The sequence below is a fragment of the Amycolatopsis vancoresmycina genome (assembly GCF_000716785.1).
In the GTDB taxonomy this organism is placed as follows: domain Bacteria; phylum Actinomycetota; class Actinomycetes; order Mycobacteriales; family Pseudonocardiaceae; genus Amycolatopsis; species Amycolatopsis vancoresmycina.
Genome location: NZ_JNYY01000001.1, coordinates 1 through 23679, shown reverse-complemented (window position 1 = coordinate 23679; position 23679 = coordinate 1). Strand labels below are relative to the sequence as shown.

At 73.3% G+C, this 23679-nt stretch carries 21 protein-coding genes; 13 read left to right on the top strand and 8 right to left on the bottom strand.

Going from position 1 to position 23679, the window contains the following annotated elements; all coding sequences use genetic code 11:
* The first annotated feature begins 51 nt into the window (after positions 1-51).
* Positions 52-1551: a glycan biosynthesis hexose transferase WsfD gene (wsfD, locus tag OO60_RS00105; protein ID WP_033260572.1), complete on the top strand. Its 1500-nt coding sequence runs from the start codon at positions 52-54 to the stop codon at positions 1549-1551.
* 6 nt (positions 1552-1557) lie between these two features.
* Here wsfD and OO60_RS00100 read toward each other — a convergent pair whose 3' ends face one another.
* The 6 genes from OO60_RS00100 to OO60_RS00075 form a co-directional block, all read right to left on the bottom strand.
* Positions 1558-2793, bottom strand: a complete 1236-nt coding sequence (locus OO60_RS00100) for a hypothetical protein (protein WP_033260571.1) — start codon at positions 2791-2793, stop codon at positions 1558-1560.
* A gap of 65 nt (positions 2794-2858) precedes the next feature.
* A complete protein-coding gene (locus OO60_RS00095; protein ID WP_033260570.1) occupies positions 2859-5066 on the bottom strand; it encodes an FtsX-like permease family protein in 2208 nt (735 codons plus the stop codon).
* On the bottom strand, positions 5063-5746 hold the full coding sequence (locus OO60_RS00090; protein WP_033260569.1) for an ABC transporter ATP-binding protein: 684 nt from the start codon (positions 5744-5746) through the stop codon (positions 5063-5065). The genes OO60_RS00095 and OO60_RS00090 overlap by 4 nt, the downstream gene beginning before the upstream one ends.
* On the bottom strand, positions 5743-6264 hold the full coding sequence (locus OO60_RS00085; RefSeq protein ID WP_033260568.1) for a PadR family transcriptional regulator: 522 nt from the start codon (positions 6262-6264) through the stop codon (positions 5743-5745). Before OO60_RS00085 ends, OO60_RS00090 begins: the two co-directional genes overlap by 4 nt.
* 46 nt (positions 6265-6310) lie before the next feature.
* Entirely contained in the window at positions 6311-7165 is an 855-nt protein-coding gene (locus OO60_RS00080; RefSeq protein WP_033260567.1) for an NAD(P)H-binding protein, read from the bottom strand.
* 79 nt (positions 7166-7244) lie between these two features.
* On the bottom strand, positions 7245-8246 hold the full coding sequence (locus OO60_RS00075) for a zinc-binding alcohol dehydrogenase family protein (protein ID WP_033260566.1): 1002 nt from the start codon (positions 8244-8246) through the stop codon (positions 7245-7247).
* Between the two features lie 286 nt (positions 8247-8532).
* Between OO60_RS00075 and OO60_RS00070 the strand changes: the two genes are divergently transcribed.
* Positions 8533-10779 (top strand): PQQ-dependent sugar dehydrogenase, encoded by a 2247-nt coding sequence (locus OO60_RS00070; protein ID WP_033260565.1) that lies wholly within the window; start codon positions 8533-8535, stop codon positions 10777-10779.
* 32 nt (positions 10780-10811) lie between these two features.
* Here OO60_RS00070 and OO60_RS00065 read toward each other — a convergent pair whose 3' ends face one another.
* Positions 10812-12206: a sigma-70 family RNA polymerase sigma factor gene (locus tag OO60_RS00065; protein ID WP_240490906.1), complete on the bottom strand. Its 1395-nt coding sequence runs from the start codon at positions 12204-12206 to the stop codon at positions 10812-10814.
* Positions 12207-12525: 319 nt separating this feature from the next.
* Between OO60_RS00065 and OO60_RS00060 the strand changes: the two genes are divergently transcribed.
* The 9 genes from OO60_RS00060 (at position 12526) to OO60_RS00020 (ending at position 21375) form a co-directional block, all read left to right on the top strand.
* Positions 12526-13920, top strand: coding sequence for an alpha/beta hydrolase domain-containing protein (locus tag OO60_RS00060; protein ID WP_004561236.1), 1395 nt, complete (start codon positions 12526-12528; stop codon positions 13918-13920).
* 153 nt (positions 13921-14073) lie between these two features.
* Positions 14074-15660, top strand: coding sequence for a fatty-acid--CoA ligase FadD8 (fadD8, locus tag OO60_RS00055; protein ID WP_033260564.1), 1587 nt, complete (start codon positions 14074-14076; stop codon positions 15658-15660).
* Positions 15661-15788: 128 nt separating this feature from the next.
* Positions 15789-16532, top strand: a complete 744-nt coding sequence (locus OO60_RS00050) for an SDR family oxidoreductase (protein WP_033260563.1) — start codon at positions 15789-15791, stop codon at positions 16530-16532.
* Between the two features lie 326 nt (positions 16533-16858).
* The gene (locus tag OO60_RS00045; RefSeq protein WP_003103244.1) at positions 16859-17248 is read left to right on the top strand and encodes a nuclear transport factor 2 family protein; all 390 of its coding nucleotides are present in this window, start codon (positions 16859-16861) and stop codon (positions 17246-17248) included.
* 6 nt (positions 17249-17254) lie between these two features.
* The gene (locus OO60_RS00040; protein WP_003103242.1) at positions 17255-17812 is read left to right on the top strand and encodes a PadR family transcriptional regulator; all 558 of its coding nucleotides are present in this window, start codon (positions 17255-17257) and stop codon (positions 17810-17812) included.
* A gap of 50 nt (positions 17813-17862) precedes the next feature.
* Positions 17863-19059 carry a hypothetical protein gene (locus OO60_RS00035; protein WP_033260562.1) on the top strand — a complete coding sequence of 399 codons (1197 nt, stop codon included), beginning with the start codon at positions 17863-17865 and terminating at the stop codon, positions 19057-19059.
* 106 nt (positions 19060-19165) lie between these two features.
* The gene (locus tag OO60_RS00030) at positions 19166-20041 is read left to right on the top strand and encodes a helix-turn-helix domain-containing protein (RefSeq protein ID WP_033260561.1); all 876 of its coding nucleotides are present in this window, start codon (positions 19166-19168) and stop codon (positions 20039-20041) included.
* 76 nt (positions 20042-20117) lie between these two features.
* Positions 20118-21011: an MBL fold metallo-hydrolase gene (locus OO60_RS00025; protein ID WP_004561338.1), complete on the top strand. Its 894-nt coding sequence runs from the start codon at positions 20118-20120 to the stop codon at positions 21009-21011.
* Between the two features lie 103 nt (positions 21012-21114).
* Positions 21115-21375 (top strand): GlsB/YeaQ/YmgE family stress response membrane protein, encoded by a 261-nt coding sequence (locus OO60_RS00020; protein ID WP_004561337.1) that lies wholly within the window; start codon positions 21115-21117, stop codon positions 21373-21375.
* Positions 21376-21419: 44 nt separating this feature from the next.
* Here OO60_RS00020 and OO60_RS00015 read toward each other — a convergent pair whose 3' ends face one another.
* The gene (locus tag OO60_RS00015) at positions 21420-22526 is read right to left on the bottom strand and encodes a S1 family peptidase (protein WP_033260560.1); all 1107 of its coding nucleotides are present in this window, start codon (positions 22524-22526) and stop codon (positions 21420-21422) included.
* A gap of 347 nt (positions 22527-22873) precedes the next feature.
* Here OO60_RS00015 and OO60_RS00010 point away from each other — a divergent pair, with 347 nt between their 5' ends.
* Both OO60_RS00010 and OO60_RS00005 read left to right on the top strand, forming a co-directional pair.
* Positions 22874-23110 carry a hypothetical protein gene (locus OO60_RS00010; RefSeq protein WP_033260559.1) on the top strand — a complete coding sequence of 79 codons (237 nt, stop codon included), beginning with the start codon at positions 22874-22876 and terminating at the stop codon, positions 23108-23110.
* A gap of 66 nt (positions 23111-23176) precedes the next feature.
* Positions 23177-23578: an ATP-binding protein gene (locus tag OO60_RS00005; RefSeq protein ID WP_033260558.1), complete on the top strand. Its 402-nt coding sequence runs from the start codon at positions 23177-23179 to the stop codon at positions 23576-23578.
* Positions 23579-23679: the final 101 nt, after the last annotated feature.

The window sequence follows — 23679 nt, the reverse complement described above, 5'->3', positions numbered from 1 at the left end:
TTTCGGGTGTTCCGGAACCGCCCGGCGAACCGACCACCTACGCTGACCGGCATGAAGAGGGTGGGGATCGCCACGGCGACCGCGGCGGTCGCCGCGCTGGCGCTGGCACTCGTCCTCGGCCTGCTGGGCGGGACACCGACCGGCGCCGGGGACAACGGGGACGGTTACCGGTTGTTCTGCGGGCCGGGGCTCACGCCCGCCACGCCGAACCACAAAGCGAGCTGGCTGGGCGGGGTCGTGCTGGACTTCGGGCGGGGCACGCCGTGCCCGGACCCGCAGCCGTCCAGCGCCGGGGTGCTGTTCCACTCCGTCGCCGGCGGGGACGGGGCGTTCAGCCTGCTCAAGCTCGGGTGGCTGTACGTGCTGCTGGTCTTCCTGGTCACGCTGCTCGCGGCGTGGGCGGTGCAGGCGCGCGGCCCGCTGCGGCTGCTGTTCCTCGTCCCGCCGCTGGTGCCGCTGCTCGAACCGGCCTTCGCGCGGCTGTTCATCTCCACCTTCGCCGAGCCGGCCGGGCTGTTCGGCGCCTACACGCTGCTGCTCGGGGTCGCGGTGATCGCCGCGACCCGGGCCGGTGACGGCTTCGCGCGGCTGGCCGCGCTCCTCCTCGTCGCCGCCGGCGGGGTCGTGGGCGGGCTGGCGAAGATCGGGTTCCTGCCGCTGTTCGTGCTGGCCGTGCTCGTCTGCGCGGTCACCGCCGCCCGGCCGGGCCACGGCCGGTGGTGGACCGGCCGGATCGTCGGGCCGGCCCTGGCGATCCTGCTCGTGCTGGAGATCATCGCCCCGGTGCGGGCGAACCTCGCGTGGCAGGAGCGCAACTACGCCGACGTCAACGCCGTCAACGTCGTCTACACCCTCACCCTGGCCGAGCTGCCCGGCTCGGCGCCGCGGCTCGGCCTGCCCGAGTCCGCGCAGAGCAGCGCCGGGCACGCGTACTACCCGGAAGGCCCCGAGGCGCTCGCCGGTTCGGACGTGCTGCTGGAAGATCCCAGCACGGTCAAGCGCAAGGCGTGGGACCTGCTGCTGGAGCACCCGTTCGTGCTGGTCCACGCGATCGGCATCGGCCTGCAGGCGACGCTCGGCCGCAGCCTGCCGTACCTGCCGGACCAGCCGTGGACCCCGGTGAGCCGTCCCCCCGACGGCTCGGCCCCGGTCAGCGGTGACATGGGCGGCGACGCCACGACGTTCCAGCAGTGGCTCGACGGGATGGGCATCCCCTGGCTGCCGGCGCTGCTCGTGTTCCTCGGCCTGGCCGCCGCGGTGGTGGCGCTGGTGCGCCGCCAGCGGTCGACGACCCGCTACGGCGTCGTCGCCGGCGTGGCCGTGACGAGCGCGCTCGGCATCGCCGCGATGGCGGTGGTCGGCGACGGGTACTTCGAGATCGCCAAGCACCTGTGGCTGGCGGCGTACCTGCTCGACGTCACGGCGCTCTCCCTGTGCGTCATGGTGGCGCCGGTCGTGCTGCGGCGCGGCCGGGAGCTCTGGAATCGCCGCCGCGCGGGGACGACGGTGCCGCCGGCCCGGGAACCCGAGCCGGCGGCACCGGTCAGCTGACCGCCGTCACGAGGCCAGCGAGGACAGCGGCACCGCGAACACCGCGCGGCCGCAGACCTGGTCCTTCGCCGCGCAGTCGGCCGTCGACCACTCCGACTGCGACCACACCAGGCCCGTCGACCAGTCGTAGGTGAGCGCCTCCGGGTGGACCGCCCAGCAGGCCGTCGTCGACGTCGCACCGCAGGTGGCCGAGCTGCTCTTCGCCGTGGTCTGGGTCCAGAGCTGGCCGTTGATCGTGGCCGAGCTGTGGGCGACGTACCACTTGCCGTTGTTCGACAGCACGCCCTGCATGTTGCCCACCGAGCTGCGGAACGCCTCCGACGCGGTCGGAGTCAGCAGGTAGTCCGTGCCGGTCGGGTAGCGGTAGAGCCGGCCGTGCAGGCTCTGGTCGGAGAAGTACTCCGTCGTCACGATCGACGCCGGGGACGTGCTGCGGTCCAGCGACATCGAGGAGAAGCACGGCACGCCGGTGTCGGAGGACATGCTGCAGGTGCCGCCCGCGTAGGTGTAGTAGCCGATCTGCATCATCGCGTACTTGTAGGTGTAGGCGGCGTACCCGCCCGAGGTCTTGCCGATCGTGTTGCTGGTCGTGTCGGTCATCTGCAGGATGTGCTTGGTGCTGAAGACGCGGATGGCGGTCGAGGTGCTGCCTTCGGCCGTCACGTAGATCTTGTCGCCGTACCAGGCCATCCCGCCCATGTGGGCCTGCGCCGCGGAGAAGCTGCTGCCGGTGCTGTTGGGCACGGCCAGGTAGAACATCCGGTACGACGGCGACGCGGGGTCGTTGTAGTTGATCGCCTGGATCCGCGCGTCGTTGTAGCGGCCGAGCGCGTCGGTGCCGTGCCAGCCGGACAGGATGATCTTGTCCGCGCCCCACATCCCGTCGTCGTCGGCGTCGCCGGAGGTCGTGATGCCCTGCGGGCTCCACGTCGTCGTCCCGGCGCGGTCGGCATCCCAGCACATCGACTTCGCCGCCACCGGAGCCTTGGGCAGCGCGGCCTTTTCCGCGCTGGTGCACCCGGTCATGGCGTAGCTGGGGTCGTTGACGACGGTGTTGAGGCTGACGTTCGGCAGCGCGTTGTCCAAAGCGGTCAGCGCGGCGGCCGGCGTGGCGTGCCAGACCAGGTTCTGCTTGGCCGTGGTGGTCAGGGGATCGCTGTAGGCGGCGCTCGCCGTCCCGGGCAGCGCCAGTGCACCGGCCGCCACGGCCAGCGCGAGGAGGAGTACCTTCCGGATTCGCATGGGTGCCAGTACGCCAGTGGCGGATCCAAATCGCGTACACCGGCGTTGTACGGCTCTTGTACCGGCTATTCCTCGCGCAGGTGCGCCGGGCTCGCGGTGCGCCACAGCGCCGGCAGCGTCACCGCCGTCACCAGCAGCACCGCCGCGGCCGCGGTCGCGGTGAGGAGCCCGATCGTCGCCAGGTCGGCCACCATCGGGCGGTGCACCACCAGGGTGAGCAGCAGCCAGTCGAGGCCGAGCCCGGCGAGCACCGCGACGACCGCGGCGATCGCCACCGGGATCGCCAGCTGCCACAGCAGGGACCGGGCAAGCACCCCGCGGCCGACGCCGTTCGCCGTCAGCGCGGCGAGGGTGGACCGGCGTTCCCGCAGCTGTTCCCACGCCGCGATCAGCAGGCTGCCCGCGGCGAACAGCAGCACCAGGACCGACCCCACCGACAGCACCCGGGTGATCAGCGCGTAGGTGCCGTCGCGTTCGGTGCCCAGCGAGCTGACCACGCCGTTCCAGCCCACGAGGTTCCGCACCCGCTCGACCACGTCCGGTCCGGCGGCGGGGATCGTCGCCGTCGCGCTCAGCCCGACGCCGGTCGCCGTGGCCAGGGCCGCCGGCGTGACGAGCAGCGCCGCACCGTCCGCGGCGGCCGGGTGGTATCCCGCCACCGGAACCGTCCATTGTGGAGGATCCGAGCGGTCGGCGCCGTCGGACCAGAGCCGCTCCCCCGGTGCGGCGCGGCCTTGGCCGCCCGCGTAGACGTCGCCGTCGCGGCAATCCGCGACCGCGAGTTCGGCGCACGTCCCCACGACGAGCGAAACCAGCTCCCCCGCCGCGTTCTGCAGCAGGCCGCGGGTGGTCACCGGCACACCGCCCAGGCCGGGCAGCGCGCGCAGGCCGTCGGCGAACGCCCGCGCGTCGTCGAAGCCCGGGGCGAAGGCGGTCGCCAGCACGCGGACGTCCCCCCGGGGCGGCTGGTCGCTCTCGGCCCGGGCGTAGACCCCTTGCAGTGCAATGGATCCGGCCAGTACGACGGCGACGCCGCCGACCAGCCGCGCCGCCGTCGCGCTGTCCAGCTGGAGCCGGCGCACGGCCAGCAGCCAGGCCGGCGATCCGCCGCCGAGCAGGCCGGCGACCCGCTCGACCAGCCACGGCAGCAGCACGGGGACGGCCGCGAGGACGAGCACCACCCCCGCGATCACGAACGGATCCCTGGCGTCTTCGCCGGCCGGCCGGGCGAGCACCGAAACCCCGCCGGCCACCAGGGGCAGGAGGCGCCACCACAGCCTCCGGCGGACCCGCGTCCCGCGCCGCACGACGCCGAGGGGCTCGATGACGACCTTCCGCAGCGCGAAGACGGCCGCCGCGCACGCCAGGACGGGCAGCGCAAGCAGGACCGGGCCGCCGAGGCGCCAGTCCGGGACGACGTCGGCGGCGAAGATCCCGCCCCGGAACGCCGAGACGGCGATCTCCGGGACCAGCACGCGCACGAGCAGGAACAGCGCCGCCCCGGCGGCGAGCCCGGCGAACGCGCCGAGCAGCGCCTCGCCGGCGGCGATCCGGCGGACCTGGCCGCGGTCGGCGCCCACCAGCCGCACGGCGGCCAGCCGCCGGTCGCGGGCGGCCGCGGCCAGCCGGGTGCTCGCGACGACGAAGACGAACACCGGCACCAGGCACGTCGTCGCCCCGAGCACGACCAGCAGGACCTCCAGGGGGTCGAGGCCGCGCCGGACCGGTTCGCCGCCGAACCCGCCGACCGGGCGGGCCGGCGGCTGCCCGGCGACGTCGCCGGCGCCGACGTAGAAGTACAGCTCGTTCGGCCCGGTCAGCCCGGCGTCGCCGATCGTGCCGATGACCCGCTGTGAGAACCGCGGGCGCAGCAGCTCCCCCTCCGGGGACCGCAGAAGCGCCGCGAGCGCCGGGGAAAGCACCGCCTCGCCGGGGCCCGGCAGCCGGTCGACGCCGGGGGCGACGGGCAGGCGTGGCCCGGTCGGCTGCACGAGGTAGCCCTGCAGGGCGCGGCCGCGGAACTCGTCGGTGCGCGCGGCCGCGAACACCGGATCGACGCCGCCGACGGCCTCGGCGGCGGGCATGCGGGCGGCCGAGCGGTCGGCGCGCGCGGCCAGCATGTGCGGCAGCGACGTCGCGCTGAGCAGGACGACGACCCCGAGCCCGACGCCGGTGGCGGTCAGGGCCAGGCGCGCCCACGCGGTCCGCGCGCCACCGCCGCCGAGGGCCAGGCGCAGCCCGAGCGCCAGGTCGGCGGCCCAGCGCGGGCTCACCGGGTCACCTCGAGCTGCCGGGTCCGGCCGTCGCGCACGACGACCTCGCGGTCGGAGTAGGCCGCGACGCGCGGTTCGTGCGTCACCAGGACGACCGCCGCGTCGCGGTCGCGGGCGGCCGTCGTCAGCAGCTGCATCACCTGCTCGCCGTTGAGGGAGTCCAGTGCACCGGTCGGCTCGTCGGCGAAGATCACGCGCGGCGCGGTGACCAGCGCCCGGGCCACCGCCACCCGCTGTCCCTGCCCGCCGGACACCTCCCCCGGCCGCTTCCGCTCGATGGCGGTGAGGTCGAGTTCGGCCAGCACCTCCCGGGCCCGGCGGGCGGCGACGCGGCCGCGCACGCCGTTCAACCGCAGCGGCAGCGCCACGTTCTCCAGGCAGGTGAGCTCCGGGACCAGCCTGCCGAACTGGAAGACGAACCCGAATTCGGTGCGGCGCAACGCCGAGCGCGCCCGGTCGGACAGCGTGGCCAGGTCCGCGCCCAGGTAGCGGACGGTGCCGTCGTCCGGCCGGACGATCCCGGCCAGGCAGTGCAGCAGGGTCGACTTGCCCGCCCCGGACGGGCCCATCAGCGCCACCACCTCCCCCGCGCGCACCCGCAGGTCCGCGCCCGCGAGCGCCTCGGTCGGCCCGTACGCCTTCCGGACGCCGGCCGCCTCCAGCAGGACGTCGCCGCTCACGCGATCTCCTCCGCCAGCCGGCCGAGCCGGGCCGCGGTCAGTTCCAGCCACCGCAGGTCGGCTTCGAGGTGGAACAGCGCGTGGTCGCAGATCAGCTGGTCGACGAGGTCGCCCCCGGTCTTGCGGCGGGTCAGCTCGCGCATCGCGTCGAGGTGGGCGGCCCGCTGGACGTCGAGGACGTCGGCGGCGGGCCGCCCGGACAGCAGCGCGAGCACGACCTTCGTGTACAGCGTGTTCTGCAGGTAGGCGTCGGGCTTCTCCGGCGTCGCCAGCCAGCTGCCGACGTCGGCGACCCCGGCTTCGGTGATCGCGTACCGCTTCCGCTCGGGGCCGCCGTCAACCTCGACGCCGTCGGCCTCGACGAGGCCCTGCTTCAGGAGCCGGGCCAGCGTCGAATAGACCTGGCCGTAGTGCACGCGGCGGTCGTGCCCGAAGCGGTCGTCGTAGGCCCGTTTCAGGTCGTAGCCGTGCCGGGGGCCGTTCTCCAGCAACCCGAGCAGGGTGAGTCCGATCGACATGCCGACGACTGTACACCGTGTGTATAGCCGGAGTGCATAGTGATCATCACTCCGGCAAAGCCGCAGCCAGGACGGCCCGCAGCGGCGTCGCCGGCCGTCCCAGCAGCTCCTCCAGACCCGCGCCCGTGGTGGCGAATTCGCCGCGGCGGGCCGCCCGGAACATCCCCAGCAGCAGCTCCGCACGAGCCGCCGGCACGCCGTGGCCGGTCAGGCCGGCCACCCAGTCCTCGTCGTCGGCGACGACGCGCCGGATCGGCCAGCCGGCGAGCTCGCCGAGCAGGGTGGCGACGTCCTCGAGGTCGAGGGCGACCGGTGCGGTGAGCGGCGGAGTCGGGCCGTCGAACCGGCCCTCGTCGGCCAGGATGATCGCCGCCGCTTCGGCGAGGTCGTCGTGCGCCGTCCACGAGACCGGCCCGTCGGCCGGTGCGACCAGCTCGCCGGTCCGCAGCGCGTCACCCAGCAGCAGGGGCACCGTGCTCGCGTAGAAACCGTTGCGCAGCGCGGTGAACGGCGCGCCCGCGAGCCGCCCCTCGGTGGCGGCGTGGTCGACCATGGGAGCGAACCGCGAATCCGCGCCCGCCCCCTGGTGGCTGGTGTACAGGACGCGCTTGACCCCCGCCTGGCGCGCGGCTTCGATCGCCGCGGCGTGGTGCGCCACCGCCGCGTCGCCGGCTTCGTTCGTCGAGACGAGGAGGACCTGCGCCGCCCCCTCGAACGCCTCAGCGAGCGAGCCCGGATCGGCGAAGTCGCCGCGTCGCACGCGGACGCCACGCCCCGACAGCCCGGCCGCCCGGGCGGGATCGCGGACGCTGACCCCGATTTCCGCCGCCGGAACCCGCTCCAGCAGCCGGTCGACGATCCGGGACCCGAGCTGCCCGGTGGCGCCGGTGATGACGATCATGGTGCACCCTCTCCGTTGTTCACGCTGATAACAACGACGGTATCATCATCGATACCGAGAGAGCGTTATCGGTGGAAGTTCAGGTGGCTCGCAGGACCGCGGCGCCGTTCACCCGGTCCGCGGCGAGGTCGGCCAAGGCCCGGTCCGCCGCGTCCAAGGCATAGGGCACGGTGCTCACGGCCAGGCGGTGCCGCCCGGCGAAGGCCAGGAACTCCCGCGCGTCGGCGCGCGTGTTCGCGGTGACGCTGCGTACCTGCCGCTCCTGGAACAGGTGCCGCTGGTAGTTCAACGGCGGCACGTCCGACAGGTGGATGCCGGCGACGGCCAGCGTTCCGCCGCGGTCCAGGGCGGCCAGCGCGGGGAGCACCAGCTCGCCCACCGGCGCGAACAGGATCGCCGAGTCCAGCGGTTCGGGAGGCGGTGAAGCCGCGTCGGCCGCCGACGCCGCGCCGAGGGCCATGGCCAGTTCACGGGCTTCGGCGCTGCGCGTCATGACGTGCACCGTGGCCCCGCGCGCGATCGCCACCTGCGCCGTCAGGTGCGCGCTCCCGCCGAACCCGTAGATACCCAGCCGGCCGCCGTCCGGCAGGTCCGCCCGGGCGAGCGCGTGGTAGCCGATCAGCCCGGCGCACAGCAGCGGGGCCAGCTCGTCGTCGGAGTAGCCGCCCGGCAGCGGCAGCGCGTACGCCGCCGGGACGACCGCGTACTCCGCATACCCGCCGTCGGCGTCCCAGCCGGTGTAACGCGAGTCCGGGCACAGGTTCTCCCGCCCGCGCCGGCAGTACCGGCACGCACCGCACGTCCCGCGCAGCCACGCGATCCCGACCCGGTCACCGGCCCCGAACCCGGAGACGCCGGCACCGAGGCCGGCGACCTCGCCGACGACCTCGTGCCCGGGGGTCACGCCCGGCCGGTGCACCGGCAGGTCGCCCTCGGCGACGTGCAGGTCCGTCCGGCAGACCCCGCACACCAGGACCCGCACCAGCAGCTCTCCCGCGCCGGGCCGCGGCACCGGCGTGCGCACCAGCTCCACCGGCTTCGACGGCATCGGGCCCGGCCGCGTGACGCGCCAGGCGGGCATAGTCGTCGGCGCGGCCACGGTAAACCTCCTCGTTCGGCGGATGCGTCCCCAGCATGGCCGTACCGCCGCGGCCACGCGAACGGCGGTGAGTCATTTCCGGCCCGCACCGGTTACGCGGTTCGGGGACATTCTTGGCTGCGACGTAACAACTATCGGACTTCCGGCGCCATAGGGGACGGCGTTCGCGCCGGTCCGGTCCCCGCCGTACGAGGAGTTCGTGATGGGTTCTCGTCGTTTCCTGGTTCCGCGAAGATCGCGAAGATCGAGACGCGCACTGGCGGCGGGGGTGATCGTGCCCCTGGCCGGTGCCCTCGCGGTGGCGGTCGCCGCCGCGGCTCCCGCGGCCGCCGTGCCCGCCGGGTTCACCGACACGGTGGCGATCGGCGGCCTCACCTCGCCGACCGCCGCCGCGTTCGCCCCCGACGGGCGCGTGTTCGTCGCCGAGAAGAGCGGCCTGGTCAAGGTGTTCGACTCCCTCGCCAACCCGACGGCGACGGTGTTCGCCGACCTCCGCACCCCGACGCAGGACTTCTGGGACCGCGGGCTGCTCGGGCTGGCGGTCGACCCGGCCTTCCCCGCGCGGCCGTACGTCTACGTGTCCTACACCCTCGACGCCGAGCCGGGCGGGACCGCGCCGCGGTGGGGCGACACCTGCCCCACCCCGCCGGGCGCGACCGACCAGGGCTGCGTCGTGACCGGCCGCGTCTCCCGGCTGACAATGGGCCCGGCCGGCACCGCCGTCAGCGAAAAACCGCTGGTCACCGGCTGGTGCCAGCAGTTCCCCAGCCACTCGATCGGCGCGCTGGCCTTCGGTCCGGACGGCGCCCTGTACGCCGGCGGCGGGGACGGCGCCAGCTTCAACTTCGCCGACTACGGCCAGGTCGGCAACCCCTGCGCCGACCCGCCGTCGCCCGCCGGCACGAACCTCACCCCGCCGGCGGCCGAAGGCGGGGCGCTGCGCTCGCAGTCGCCGCGGCGCGCGGCCGGGCAGCCGGTGCTGCTCAACGGCGCGCTCCTGCGCATCGACCCGGACACCGGGGACGGGCTGCCCGGCAACCCGTTCGCGAGCAGCGCCGACGCCAACGCCCGGCGCGTCATCGCCTACGGCTCCCGCAACCAGTTCCGGTTCGGGTTCCGGCCCGGGACCGGCGAGTTGTGGGCCGGCGACGTCGGCTGGAACACCTGGGAGGAGATCAACCGGGTGGCCGATGCCGGTGACGGCGTCGCCGAGAACTTCGGCTGGCCCTGCTTCGAAGGCAACGCCCGCCAGGCGGGCTACGACGGCGCGAACCTCGACCGGTGCGAGTCGCTGTACTCGGCCGGCGGGCAGACCGCGCCCTACTACACCTACAACCACAGCGCCAAGGTCGTGGCGACCGACCCGTGTCCCACCGGCGGCTCCTCGATCAGCGGCATCGCCTTCGAATCCGGCAGCAGCTACCCGGCCGAGTACGCCGGCGCGCTGTTCTTCGCCGATTCCTCCCGCGGCTGCATCTGGGCGATGCAGACGGTGGGCGGCCAGCCGAGCCCGAGCCGCCTGGTGCCCTTCGTGACCGGCGTCAGCACGCCGGTGCAGGTGCTCACCGGCCCCGGCGGTGACCTGTTCTACGTTGCGCTGGGCAGCGGCGAACTGCGCCGGGTGAGCTACGCCGGCGGCACGAACCGGCCGCCGGTCGCCGCGGCCACCGCGACGCCGTCGAGCGGCCCGGCGCCGCTGACCGTGCAGTTCGACGGCACCGGCTCCACCGACCCGGACGCCGGCGACACGCTGTCCTACGCGTGGGACCTCGACGCGGACGGCGCCTACGACGACTCGGCAGACCCGCGGCCCACGTGGACTTACACCACCGCGGCGGCGGTCGACGCCGGGCTGCGCGTGACCGACTCCCACGGCGCGACGGCGGCCACGACCGTCCGGGTCACCGTCGGGACACCGGCCGGGCTCGACCCGGTGCCGGTCATCGACACCCCGAGCCCGGCGCTGACCTGGTCGGTCGGGCAGCCGGTGGCCTTCTCGGGCCGCGCGGTCGACGCCCAGGACGGCGACCTGCCGCCGTCGGCGCTGTCCTGGCGGCTGGCCATCCGGCACTGTGCGGCCAACGGGACCTGCCACACCCACAACGTCCAGGACGTCCCGGGTGCCGCCGCCGGATCGTTCGTCGCACCGGACCACGAGTACCCGTCGTACCTGCAGCTGACGCTGACCGCGACCGACTCGACGGGCCGCACCGGGTCCAAGACGATCGACCTGCAGCCGAAGACGGTGACGCTGAACTTCACGTCGAACCCCGGCCAGGCCACGCTCACCGTCGGTGGGACCCAACAGCGCACGCCGTTCGCCAGGACGGTGATCGCCGGATCGGTCAACTCGATCAGCGCGGACAGCCCGCAGAACCTGCCCCCGCTGAACCTGAAGTACGCCTTCACCAGCTGGGCGCACGGCGGGGCGCGGACGCAGAACGTCGTCGCCCCGGCGACGGGTGCCACCTACCAGGCGAACTACCGGCTCTGCTGGCTGCTGCAGCCCTGCTGAGCGGGATGACCCGGCGCCCGTGCGGCGCCGGGTCACTCCCCGGGGTTCTTCGTCTTTTCGGCCTTTTTCGACGCTTTCGACGATTCTTTCGCCGCCTTGGACGACTCCTTGGCCGCCTGTTTGGACGACTTCGCGGCCGGGTCGTTCCCGAGGCCGTTCCCGTTGTTCCCGTTGCCGTTGTTGCCGTTCCCGTTGCCGTTGTTGCCGTTCCCGTTGCCGTTGTTGCCGTTCCCGTTGCCGTTGTTTCCGTTGCCGTTTCCGGTTCCCGCCGACGATTCCCCGGCACCCGGGGTCCCCGTCGATCCGTCCGCCGGCTGGGCCCCGGTCGGTTCCACGCCCGGGGGCACCGAGGTGGTCACCGCGGCGCCGGAAGCCGGCGCGACGCCGCCCGGCGGCACCCCGGCGCGGGAGCCGTCCTGCGGCCCGCTGCGCCCGGGCTGGCTCGTCGTGCCGTCGCTGCCGGGAAGCGACGGCGAAGGCGCATCGCTGGAGGTGCTCGCGCCGATCGTCACCGTCGTGACCAGCGCCGCGCCCGCAGCGGCCACCTTCGCCGCCGTGGCCCACGACAGCGCCGACGCGCTCGTGCCGGTGGCTCCGGCCGCGGCGCCGGACGACGCCAGCGACCCGGTGGCCGACAACCACTGCGAGACGATCGGGACGCCCAGGATGAGCGGGGCCATCGCGGCCGGCAGCTCCGAGTTGAGCTGCCGGAGCCCGGCGGCCAGCTCCCGGCAGTCCGCACAGCGCTCCAGGTGGGCTGCGACCCGGTGCGCCTTGTGGTCGGAGATCCCGTCCCGCACGAACTTGGCCAGCTGGCCGGAGACGACCCGGCAGTTCCGCCGCCGCGCGGCGGGGACGTGCTGGTCCAGGTATGCCTGCCGCAGGCCCTCGCGGGCGCGGTAGGCCAGCGCGGCGACCCCGTTCGGCGTCATCCCGAGGTCCTCGGCGATCCGCGCGGGCGGATCGCCGTCGATCTCGGTCCGCCAGAGCACCGTCCGCCAGCGCTCGGGCAGGCTCGCGAACGCGTCCGCGGCGACGGTGGCGTGCAGCCGGCTGCCCACCGGCTCGTCGCTGCCCGCCCCCGGCAGGACGTCCGGCACCTCGGCCACCAGCGAGACGGCCGAGTCGCGCCGCCGCCAGCTGATCATCGTGTTCCGGATGGTCGTCAGCAGGTACGGGCGGAAATCCTCGTCCGGGCCCTCGCCGTTGCGCAGAATCCGCAGTACGCGGGTGAACCCTTCGGCGATCAGGTCTTCGCGCTCCGCCTGGTCGGCCGCGATCGCGGCCGCCACCCGGCGGGCGGCGACGAGGTGCCGGTCGTAGAGCTCGCCGTAGGCCGCGATGTCCCCACCGCGGACCGCCGCGATCAAGGCCGCGTCGCTCGGGGCGTCCGTCGTGCCGGCCGCCGCCGGCGCCACTTCGGTCACCACACCCCTCTCGCCGTGCGCATGCACGTGCAGAACGTCCGGAGATAGTCGCGCAACGAGTGACACCTGCGCAAGGTTGCGGCGCCGAAAGGACTTTCGGAGTTTTTTCCGGCCGCGCGCAGCCGGGGCGTGGACTTGTCACTTCCCTGAGCGTTCCCCGCCCGGTTCCGCCCGGTTCGCCGGGCCCGCATTGCCCGGGACCGTACCGGCGAGTAGAAGACGAAGGCGGTGGCCACGCGGTCACCGCCTTACTGTCCGATGTGGACGGTGCAGAGCCCGGAGCCGCTCGGCTGCCGTCCACCACCAGAAGGGTTTCCCCATGCGCAGAGCCCTGCTCGTGCTGCTGACCGTGCTCCTGCTACCACTGGCAACGACCGCCACCGCCCAAGCCGCCCCCGCCGCGGCGCCGGCGGTCACGGCGGTGCCCGCGGACGCCGGCCGGGGCTGGCCGGTCAGCGGCGCCCGAGGCGTCCTCGACCTCGCCGCCCGCGGGTACGTCGAGGAGGAGTACCTGCTGTCCGGCCAGGCCGACACGTTCGACCAGGCAGGACTGTGGACCGACGACGGCCGCTGGGCCACCCGCGTGGCCACCACCGGCAACCCGTACACCACCCGGCTGGTCGTGGTGCGGCCGCGCGACCCCGCCCGGTTCACCGGCACGGTCGTGGTCGAATGGCTCAACGTCAGCTTCGGCGTCGACATCCCGGTGGACTTCTCCCAGTCCTACGAGCACTTCATCCGCGAGGGCTACGCCTACGTCGGCGTGACGACCCAGAAAGCCGGTGCCGACAAGCTCAAGAGCCTCGACCCGGCACGCTACGGCGCCGTGAACCTGAGCGGGGATGCGCTTTCCTACGACGTTTTCTCCCAGGCGGCGCAGGCGGTACGGGCGAATCCGCAGCTCCTGGGCGGCCGGCCGCCGGCGGTCGTCCTCGGCACCGGGCACTCGCAGTCGGCGCTGCGGCTGACCACCTTCGCCAACGCGGTCCAGCCGGTGCGCCGGGCCTACGACGGCTTCCTGATCCACGGCCGGGCGGCACTGGCGGCACCGATCGGCGACGGCGTCGTCGGGCCGCTGTCGGCCCGGATCCGGACCGACCTCGGCGTCCCGGTGTTCGTCCTGCAGTCGGAGACCGACGTCATCGCGTCGGCCTCGGTCCGGCAGGACACCGCGCGGGTGCGCACCTGGGAGGTGGCCGGCACCGCGCACGCCGACCGGTACGGGCTGGACCTGTACAACGCGGCCAACGCCCGTGACCGGTCCATCAACGACGGTGCCCCGACCACGTGCGACCAGCCGGTCAACAGCATGACGTTCCGGTACGCGGAGAACGCGGCGTTCCGCCACCTGGACCGCTGGGCACGCGGCGGCGCGGCCCCGCCGACGGCGACGCCGATCTCGATGCTGCTCAACCTCGTCATCCTGCGCGACGGCGACCGGAACGCCCTCGGCGGCGTCCGGCTGCCCGACTTCGACGTCCCGGTGGCCTCCTACGCCCCCAACAACAGCGGCGGCAACGTGCCGGGCGCGTGCCTGCTGCTGGGCACGACCACGCCGCTGACCCCGGAGCGGATCCGGCAGCGGTACCCGGACCACGCGGCGTACGTGGCCGCGTTCACCGCGGCGGCGGACCGCGCCCTGCGGGCGGGTTACCTGCTGCAACCGGACCGCGACGAGGCCGTGGCCCGCGCCCAGGCCGCGCCGGTGCCCTGACCGCGATCGTCCACAAAGGAGTCCAGCGGCCCGTCCCCCGGCGGGCCGCTGGAACCCGTTCCACCCGTCCCGCGAGCTGACAAAACCGCTCCGGCCCGCGTATGGTGTCGAAAACAGTAACGTGTTCTAGTTTGACGCCGTGGAAGGACCGGGATGGACGAGCAGGCGATGCGGTACCCCAACCACCTCGGCCACCTGGTGGTTTCCGCGCTGAAGCGGCACCGGGACAAACCGGTCATGGTGCTGGGCGACACCACGATGACCGGGGGCCGGACCGCCGAGCAGGTCAGCCAGTACGCGCAGGCGTTCGAGGCCCTCGGGGCCGGCACCGGCGCGCCGGTCGCGCTGCTGTCGCTCAACCGCCCGGAAGTCCTGCTCATCATCGCCGCCGGTCAGCTGCAGGGCTCGCGGCGCACGGCGCTGCACCCGCTGGGTTCGCTCGACGACCACGCCTACATCCTCGCCGACGCCGGCATCACCACGCTGATCATCGACCCGGTGCCCGCCTTCGTCGACCGCGCGCTCGGCCTCCTGGACAAGGTCCCCGGCCTGACCCAGGTGCTCACCATCGGCCCGGTGCCGGAACCGCTGGCCCACGTCGGACACGACCTGACGGCGACCGCCGCGACGTTCGAGCCGCGGCCCCTGGTGCCGGCCGTGCTGCCGCCGGACCAGGTCGTCTCGATCACCTACACCGGCGGGACGACCGGCAAGCCGAAGGGCGTCATGGGCACCGCGCAGGCGATGACCACGATGACGCAGATCCAGCTGGCCGAATGGGAGTGGCCGGAGGCGCCGAAGTTCCTCATCTGCACGCCCCTTTCGCACGCCGGGGCGGCGTTCTTCGCGCCGACCCTGCTCAAGGGCGGCTCCCTGGTCGTGGTGCCGAAGTTCGACCCCGGCGAGATCCTGCGGATCGTCGAAGAGCAGCGGATCACCGCGACCATGCTCGTGCCCACCATGCTCTACGCGCTGCTGGACCACCCGGACTCGCGCACCCGCGACCTGTCGTCGCTGCAGACGGTGTACTACGGGGCCGCGTCGATCAACCCGGTCCGGCTGCGCGAGGCGATCGACCGGTTCGGGCCGATCTTCGCCCAGTACTACGGCCAGTCCGAGGCCCCGATGGCGATCAGCTACCTGGCCAAGGGCGACCACGACGACGCCCGGCTGGCGTCCTGCGGCCGCCCGTCGGCCTTCCTGCGCACCGCCCTGCTCGGCGCGGACGGGACCCCGGTGGCCCCGGGCGAGCCGGGCGAGATCTGCGTGGCCGGCCCGCTGCTCGCGGGCGGGTACTGGAACCTGCCGGAGGTGACGGCCGAGACGTTCCGCGACGGCTGGCTGCACACCGGCGACGTCGCCCGCGAGGACGAGGACGGCTTCTGGTTCATCGTCGACCGGGTCAAGGACATGATCGTCACCGGCGGGTTCAACGTGTTCCCCCGCGAGGTGGAGGACGTCGTGGCCGAGCACCCGGCGGTCGCGCAGGTGGGCGTGATCGGCACACCGGACGACAAGTGGGGCGAGGCGGTGACCGCGGTCGTGGTGCTGCGGGCGGACGCGGACGGCGACGTAGAGCGGCTCACCGCCGAAATCCAGGCGGCGGTGCGGGAGCGCAAGGGCCCGGTGCACGTGCCCAAACAGGTGATCGTGGCCGGTTCCCTGCCCATGACGGGGCTGGGGAAGCCGGACAAGAAGGCCCTGCGCGCCCAGTACGCGCGGCACGGGGCCGCCGTGTAGGGCGTTATACGACGGCTGAGCCGTTCGAGCGAACCGGCCTGCGGTGTCACGTTCCGGCGCGCCATCTTGTCCCTGGGGTGTGCAGCCGTCCCGGGGCCACCGGGCGGCGCCGAGCGGAAGGAGCGGACATGGTGGTCGTCGTCATCGGCGGGACCGGTCTGATCGGCAGGAACCTCGTGACCCGGCTGGCCGCGCAGGGCCACGACGCGGTGCCCGCCGCGCCCAGCACCGGGGTGAACACCTTGACCGGCGAAGGGCTGAAGGAGGTGTTGCAGGGCGCGGACGTGGTGGTGGACGTCTCGAACTCGCCGTCGTTCGCCGACGACGACGTCATGGCGTTCTTCCGGACCTCGACCACCACCCTCGCCGGTGCGGCCGCGGAAGCGGGGATCGGGCACTACGTCGCCTTGTCGGTGGTCGGCACGGACCGGCAGCCGGGTGTCGGGTACTTCCGGGCGAAGGTCGCGCAGGAGGAGCTGATCGCCCGGTCCGGGCTGCCGTTCTCGATCGTGCGCGCGACGCAGTTCTTCGAGTTCGCCGGCGGGATCGCGGACGGTTCGACGGCCGACGGCGTCGTGCGGCTGCCGGGGGCGGGCGTGCAGCCGATGGCGGCCGCCGACGTGGCCGCGGCGGTCGGCCGGGCCGCCACCGGAGCCCCGGCAGGCGGTGTCACCGAGGTGGCAGGCCCCGAGGTCTTCGGACTGGACGAGTGGGTGCGCACGGTGCTGACCGCGCGCTCGGACCCGCGGCCGGTGGTCACCGACCCGCAGGCGCCGTACTTCGGTGCGGTGCCGGGGCCGGAAGACCTCCTGCCGGGGCCGGGCGCGCAACTCGCCGAGACCACGCTCGCCGAGTGGCTCGCCCGGCCGTGACAGCTACGTGCCGTCGTGGTCGGGGCCGGCGTTGAGGACGATGCAGCCGGCGTAGCCGTCGCGCGCCCGGGTCACCTTCAGCAGCATGCCCGTCGAAGTAGCACGGCCCCTGCGTGGTGGACGCGGTGAGGGTGCAGGTCCGCGCGCCGGTTCGCGGTCGTGGTGGGTAATGGCCGGTTGACTTCCGCCTGACCGGGCCTTGGGTCAGCGTGGTGAGCACAGCTGTGGCAGGGCTAATGCAGAGCTGTGCGTCATCGAGCGGTCACCGAAGGCGAACCGGTACGCTCACGGAGTCATACTCAACAAAGTGACTATGCGAGGTGCCCGTGAGCAGCTTCCGCAAGGCCGTCGAGGCCCGCGATCCCGAGGCCATGGCGGCGGCGCTGGCCGAGAACGTCGTGTTCCGCAGCCCGGTGGCGTTCCGGCCGTACCCGGGCAAGGCGATCACGGCCGCGATCCTGCGCGGCGTGCTGCGCGTGTTCGAGGACTTCCGTTATGTGCGCGAGCTGACCGGCGGCGAGGGGCGGGACCACGCGCTCGTCTTCGAGGCCCGGATCGGGGACGTGCGCGTCGAAGGCTGCGACTTCCTGCACCTCGACGACGACGGCCTGATCGACGAGTTCACCGTGATGGTCCGCCCGCTCTCGGCGGCGCAGGCGCTGTCGGAGGCGATGGCGGCGCAGTTCCCGCAGATCCAGCGCGAAGCACTCAACTAGTTGAGTATGGCACTCCGGCACGCGCTGATGGCGGCCTTGCTCGAAGGCGAGGCATCGGGTTACGACCTGGCGAAGGGGTTCGACGCCTCGGTGGCGAACTTCTGGGCGGCAACCCCCCAGCAGCTCTACCGGGAACTCGACCGCATGGCGGCCGACGGCCTGGTGCACGCCCGGGTGGTCCACCAGCAGCACCGCCCGGACAAGCGCCTGTTCGCGCTGTCGGAGGCCGGCCGCCGGGCACTGCACGAGTTCACGGCCCGGCCACCCCGCCCGGGCGTGATCCGCGACGAGCTGCTCGTCCAGGTGCAGGCGCTGGACATGGGCGACGAGCGGGCGGTCCGGAGCGCGCTGGCGGAGCGGATGGCCCGGGCGGAGACCAAGATCGCCGCGTACGAGCGGCTCCGCGCCCGCCTGCTGGACGGCCGGTTCGAAGACGACTACCTCGCCGAGGCCGAGCGCGTCGGCCCGTACCTGACGCTGATGCGCGGGCTGTCGTTCGAGCGGGAGAACCTGCGGTGGTGCGAGCAGTCGCTGAAGGTGCTCGACCGCCGGGCGGCGCGGTAGCGGGCCGCGGTTGTACGGCCCTTGTACGGCCGTGGCCGACGATGGTTCGCATGTCATTGCACCGTCTAGCCCAGGCCGCGCTGGCCGCCGGCCTGCTCGCGGGTCTGGTGGCCGCGCCGGCCGCCGCGGCCACCGCCGCGGCCGCGCCTTCCACCCTGCCTGCCGACCAATACACCCTGTCCGCCAGCTACACCCAGTTCGACTCCGTCAACAGCGCGCTGGTCTCGACGCTGGGGACCGCGGCCGTCCACACCGTGATGGACAACGCGAACCACGACCGCACCGCCCTGCCGTCCTCCTTCTCCGTCGCCGGGCTCTCGACCGGGTTCCGGTTCGACAGCGGCGACAACTCCGACTGCACCAACTACCCGCAGGGCATCACCACCAGCCGCGACGCCGTGGGGACCGCGAACGGCGGGAACTACGACGGGCACCAGCTCGTCGCCGTCAGCTGGTACACCAAGGACGGCTGTGACGGCGGCCAGTCGCGCAGCCGGATCACCCTCGTCGACTGGGATGCCGACTACCCGAACGCCTACCGGAAGATCCTGCTGGTCGAGCCTACCGGGACCGCGGCGGCGCCGGACTTCAAGGACATCCCGATCCACGCCGGTGGCATGTCCTGGTACGGCGACTACCTCTACGTCGCCGACACCGGGAAGGGCATGCGCGTGTTCGACATGCGCAAGATCCTCAAGACCGACAGCGGCGGCACGGCCGACCAGATCGGCCACCAGAGCGGCAGCACCTACTACGCCCACAACTACGCCTACGTCCTGCCGCAGGTCGGCACGATCACCTCGAAGACGACGTCGGGCACGAACCTCGCGTGGTCGTCGATCTCCCTCGACCGGGTCAGCAAGTCGATCGTGATGACCGAGTACACCTGCTCCTCCGGCTGCACGGACTACCCGAACCGGGCGCCGCGGGCGATCCGCTACCCGTTCGCCGCCTCCGGGACCTTCGCCGCGACGACGACGGCGAGCCAGGCGCTGCAGCTGCCCTGGTACAAGCTCAACGGCGTCGCCTCGCACAACGGCCGCTGGTGGTTCAACTCCTCCGGTTCGAAGCAGCTCTACTACTGGAAGCCGGCGGCCGCCGCGCAGACCTTCGCCTGGGTAGGCAGCGGCGAAAGCCTTTCCTACTGGGAGGACGACACCGCCGCCGACCTGCTGTGGTCGCTGCAGGAAGGCGCGGGCAACCGCAACGTCTTCGCGGTCACCCAGGCCACCTACGGCGGTGGCTGAGCCCGCCTGATCACCCACGGCCCGCCCGGGACAGCTCCCGGGCGGGCTTTTTCGTGACCCCGTCAGGGTGTGGTTGCGGCGGCGCACCGCTGCCCATACTGGCTTCATGGAGGCCAGACGACGACTCGGCGAGTTCCTCCGGACCCGCCGTTCCCACCTAAGACCCGAGGACGTCGGCCTCGGCACCCACGGCGACCGGCGCCGGGTGCCCGGGCTGCGCCGCGAAGAGCTCGCCCGGCTCGCCGGGGTGAGCGCGCCCTACTACTCGAGGCTCGAACAGGGCCAGGCGGCGAATGCTTCGCCGGAGGTACTGGACGCCCTCGCCCGGGCCCTCCGGCTCGACGACACCGAACGACGGCACCTGCACGAGCTGGCCGCCGGCGCCCGGCGGCCGGTCACGCGCCGCCGCCCGCCGCCGGAACGCGTCACGCCCGCCGTCCGGCAGCTCCTGGCCGCACTCGGCGACGTGCCGGTGGTCGTGCTCGGCCGGTACCGCGACGTCCTGGCCTGGAACACCGCCGGCCACGCGCTGTTCGCCGGGCACCTGGCCCCGGACGCGCCCGAACGGACTGGACAGCGCCCGAACCTGGCGCGGCTGGTGTTCCTCGACCCGCACACCCGTGAGCTGTACGCCGACTGGCCGGCCAAGGCCCGCGCGGTCGTGGCGACGCTGCGGATGGCGTCCGGACGCCACCCCGACGATCCCGGCCTGGCCACCCTCGTCGGGGAACTTTCCCTGCACAGCACGGAGTTCGCGGCCTGGTGGGCGGACCAGCGCGTCAAGGCGGGCGGCGATGCGGTCTACGAGATGCGCCACCCCTTGGTGGGCGCGATGACCGTCACGCACCAGGCACTGCTGACCGAGGACGACCAGCACGTCGTCGTCGCGACCACCGAACCCGGCTCCGCGTCGCACGCGGCGATGACCCTGCTGACCCACACCACCGCCACCGCGCGCCGGGAATCGCCCGCGCGCGGCTGAAAACGCTTTCCCCACGAGGCACCCCCAGCGGATGCCTGGCTCGAACGCGCCCGGAAAACCCCGCAGAGAAGGAAAAATGACGGAAATCAAGCTCGGGGACGTCACCGTCACCCGCATCGAAGAGCAGCACGGCCCGATCATGCCGGCCCGGGACTTCTTCCCGGACCTGCCGGAACGGGCGTGGCAGGAGCACCGCCACGAGCTGGTACCCGACCACCTCACCGCGGACGACCTCGTGCTGTCGTCGATGCAGACCTGGCTGCTGCGCAGCGAAGGCCGCACGATCCTGATCGACACCGCCGTGGGCAACGACAAGCACCGCCCGGCGGTCCCCGCCTGGGACCACCTCCGGCTGGACTACCTGGACCGGCTGCGCGAAGCCGGTGTCCGCACCGAGGACGTCGACCTGGTCGTGCACACCCACCTGCACCTCGACCACATCGGGTGGAACACCCGCCTGGCCGGCGGCACCTGGGTGCCGACGTTCCCCAACGCCACGCACCTCATGCCCCGCGCGGACTTCGAGCACTGGGACCCGGCCCGCAACCCGGCCGTCTCCGGCGGCGTGAACGCGCACGCCTTCGAAGACAGCATCCAGCCGGTGTACGAGGCGGGCCAGGTGGTGCTGTGGGAGGACGCCCACCCGATCGACGCGAACCTCTGGCTGGAGGCCGCGCCGGGCCACACCCCCGGCTCCAGCGTGGTGAAACTGGCCTCCGGCGGCGACCGCGCCCTGTTCGCCGGCGACATCCTGCACACGCCCCTGCAGCTCGCCGAGCCCGGGCACAACAGCTGCTTCTGCGAAGACCCGGTCCAGGCCCGAGCCACCCGCCGCCGTCTGCTCGGCTGGGCCGCCGACGAGCGCGTCCTGCTCGTGCCCGCCCACTTCGGCGGGCACAGCGCGCTGGAGGTCGAGCGGCGCGGCAGCTCGTTCGCCGTCAAGGGGTGGGGTCCGTTCCCGCGGCGGTGACCACCGGGTGAGATCCGGATCACGTCGGCGTGGCTCGGCGCGCCCCGCGGGGCCGCTCCTGCCATCCTGTGCCGTCAAGGGACGCTGACGAGAGGACACCGCCGTGGGCATCATCGCCTGGATCGTGCTCGGGCTCATCGCCGGGTTGATCGCGAAAGCCCTCATGCCGGGCAAGGACCCGGGCGGCTGCATCATCACCATCCTGCTCGGCATCGCGGGCGCGTTCGTCGGCGGCTGGATCGGCAAGACGCTGTTCCACACCCAGCTCGGCACGTTCTTCGACCTGCGGACCTGGGGCCTGGCGATCCTCGGCGCGCTGGTCATCCTGGCCGGCTACCGGCTGATCTTCCACCGCCGCGACTGACGCGGCGGCCGGGGCACCGGCGTGGTGCTCCGGCCGCCCGCCGGTCAGTTCAGGGTGACGCCGTACGCGCTCAGCGCCTCGCCCACCGGCTGGTAGTAGGAGCTGCTGCCGCCCTTGCCGGAGGTGATGCCCAGGCCGGTGCTGCCGGCGAACAGGCAGCCGCCGGAGTCGCCGGGGTTGACCAGCGCGCTGGTCTGGATCAGCTGGGACACCGAGCCTTCGGCGTAGTTCACCGTGACGTTCAGCCGCTGCACCGAGCCCGACGTCAGCTGGGTGGTGCTGCCGCTCTTGCTGATCCGCTGCCCGACGGTCGCGGTGCCGGCGGAGCTGATCCGCTGCGTGGAGCCGTTCCACAGGGTGACCGCGCCGGGTGCGCTGCCGGTGGTGTTGCGGATGAGCCCGTAGTCGTTGCCGGGGAAGCTCGATCCCTGCGAGGGGCCGACGTTCCACTGCGACACCGCGCGGGTGCAGTGGCCGGCGTCGACGATGTAGTTCTGGCCGCCGCGGTTGGTGTTGAAGCCGACCGAGCAGCGGACGCCGCCGCCGGTGATCGCCTCGCCGTTGTAGATCGCGGTGTGCATCTCGCCGGCGACCCGCTCCACGCGGACCCGGTCGCCGAGCGCCCCGGCGGCCTTCAGCAGGGCTTCGGTGCCCTTGGCCGCGTCGGCCACGGTGAGCACGACCTGGTTGGTCTTCGGGTCGAGGCCGATCGAGGTGTGCGCCACCGCGGGCAGCGCCTGCAGGGCGTCTTGCGCGTTCGCCAGCGCGGCGGCGGAGTGCTTGACGACCCGGGCCTGCGCCCCGGCCTGCTCGGCCTGGACGGCGGCGGCCCGGTCGAGCACGTTGACCACGGGTTTGGCGGCCGCGTCGAGGTAGCCGTCCGCGGCCCGGGCCCCGAGGGCCGCGGTGACCGCGTGCAGGGTGTCGACGCTCGCCGCCTGCGTGCGCAGGAGGGCGACGGCGGCGGACTCGCTGATCCCCGCTTCGGCGGCGAGGGAGGCGACCGCTTCGCGCTGCACCGTGGCCGAGTAGCCGTCGATGGTGGTGGCGGTCGCGGTGACCGGGGTGAAGAAGGCGGCGGCCGCGGCGGCGGCCACGACAGTGGTGGCGGAGCGGGCGAGGAGGTGGTGTCCCGGGGACGTTCTGCGCATGCCGGTAACTCGCTTTCGCGGGCGAAGCCGGCGCGAGGGGTGGCCGCGCCGGCCGCGGTGGGGGTGAGCCGGCCGGGGCCGGCGCCGGGGATCCGGTGCGGTCGAGGGTGGGCCCGCGGCCGGGCCGGGCGGTACCGACTTTCGTCGGACAGGACAAAAGATAGGTACCGGGCAATTCGCCCACCGGGAATTCGCGCAGAGCAACCCGGGCACCCCTGTCACGTTCCGCTGCTCCGGCGTACGAGTGGTTCCGGGGCCGCCCGCCCGGCCGCGGCGTACCGTTCCAAGGACGGACATGGCGCGCTCTCCTCCCCCTCGGGGCGCGCCGTGCCCGCCGGGGAGACGGCGTGAACGACCAGCGGCAGGTCCTCGTCCGGGCCGAGTCCCGGCGCATCACCGTGCCCGGCGCCGACGGCGGCACCGAGACGCTCGCCTATCCCGGCGTCACGCTGATCCGCGTCATCGCCGGCACCCCGGACGACGAGCGCTGGCTGCCGATGGGCGAGCAGCCCAGCGAGGTCGACGACGAAGCGCTCGTCACCGCGTTGCGGGAGGCGTTCCTCTGGCGCAGCGGGCACCCGTAACATCGCCCCCGAACGTGTAACTCGGGCTTATCCGGGTAGGCCTTTCCCGAGAAGGAGGGCCGCACGGTGCGAGTGAACTGGGGCGCGGCGGGCGAACCGGGCTGGGACGTGCTGGACCTGACCGGGACCGGTCCCGCGGGGCCGGCCACCGGACGCCGCTGGGCCGGCACCCGGCTGGCGTCGCTGGCCGAACCGGACCGGGTCGACGCGCTGATCGTCATCGGCGAACTGCTCGAGAACGCCTACGTCCACGCCACCGGCCCCCGCCAGCTGCGGCTCCACGTCGCGGCGGATCCGTGCGAGGTGACGGTGGCGGTCACCGACGTCGGCACCGGCGAGCCGCGGCTGCGGGTCCCCGGCCAGGCGGGCGGCCGGGGCCTGCTGCTGGTCGACGAACTCGCCGACACCTGGGGCGTGAGCCACCACGACGACGGCAAGGTCGTCTGGGCCCGCCTCGCCTGCGCCTGAGGGTCGTGAGTGAGAAACAGTGTTCTAAGAGCCTGTTCTTGAACTTAGGTGCGTTGGGTGAGGCGGCGGCTGGTGATGCGGATGATGCTCCAGCGGACCAT

Excerpts from the sequence above, each read along its gene's own strand:
- OO60_RS00100 (WP_033260571.1), bottom strand. The coding sequence starts at position 2,793 with ATGCGAATCCGGAAGGTACTCCTCCTCGCGCTGGCCGTGGCGGCCGGT.
- OO60_RS00040 (WP_003103242.1), top strand. The coding sequence starts at position 17,255 with ATGGCACTCCGGCACGCGCTGATGGCGGCCTTGCTCGAAGGCGAGGCA.
- OO60_RS00025 (WP_004561338.1), top strand. The coding sequence starts at position 20,118 with ATGACGGAAATCAAGCTCGGGGACGTCACCGTCACCCGCATCGAAGAG.
- OO60_RS00080 (WP_033260567.1), bottom strand. The coding sequence starts at position 7,165 with ATGATCGTCATCACCGGCGCCACCGGGCAGCTCGGGTCCCGGATCGTC.
- OO60_RS00060 (WP_004561236.1), top strand. The coding sequence starts at position 12,526 with ATGCGCAGAGCCCTGCTCGTGCTGCTGACCGTGCTCCTGCTACCACTG.
- fadD8 (WP_033260564.1), top strand. The coding sequence starts at position 14,074 with ATGGACGAGCAGGCGATGCGGTACCCCAACCACCTCGGCCACCTGGTG.
- wsfD (WP_033260572.1), top strand. The coding sequence starts at position 52 with ATGAAGAGGGTGGGGATCGCCACGGCGACCGCGGCGGTCGCCGCGCTG.
- OO60_RS00015 (WP_033260560.1), bottom strand. The coding sequence starts at position 22,526 with ATGCGCAGAACGTCCCCGGGACACCACCTCCTCGCCCGCTCCGCCACC.
- OO60_RS00035 (WP_033260562.1), top strand. The coding sequence starts at position 17,863 with ATGTCATTGCACCGTCTAGCCCAGGCCGCGCTGGCCGCCGGCCTGCTC.
- OO60_RS00050 (WP_033260563.1), top strand. The coding sequence starts at position 15,789 with ATGGTGGTCGTCGTCATCGGCGGGACCGGTCTGATCGGCAGGAACCTC.
- OO60_RS00030 (WP_033260561.1), top strand. The coding sequence starts at position 19,166 with ATGGAGGCCAGACGACGACTCGGCGAGTTCCTCCGGACCCGCCGTTCC.
- OO60_RS00085 (WP_033260568.1), bottom strand. The coding sequence starts at position 6,264 with ATGTCGATCGGACTCACCCTGCTCGGGTTGCTGGAGAACGGCCCCCGG.
- OO60_RS00075 (WP_033260566.1), bottom strand. The coding sequence starts at position 8,246 with ATGCCCGCCTGGCGCGTCACGCGGCCGGGCCCGATGCCGTCGAAGCCG.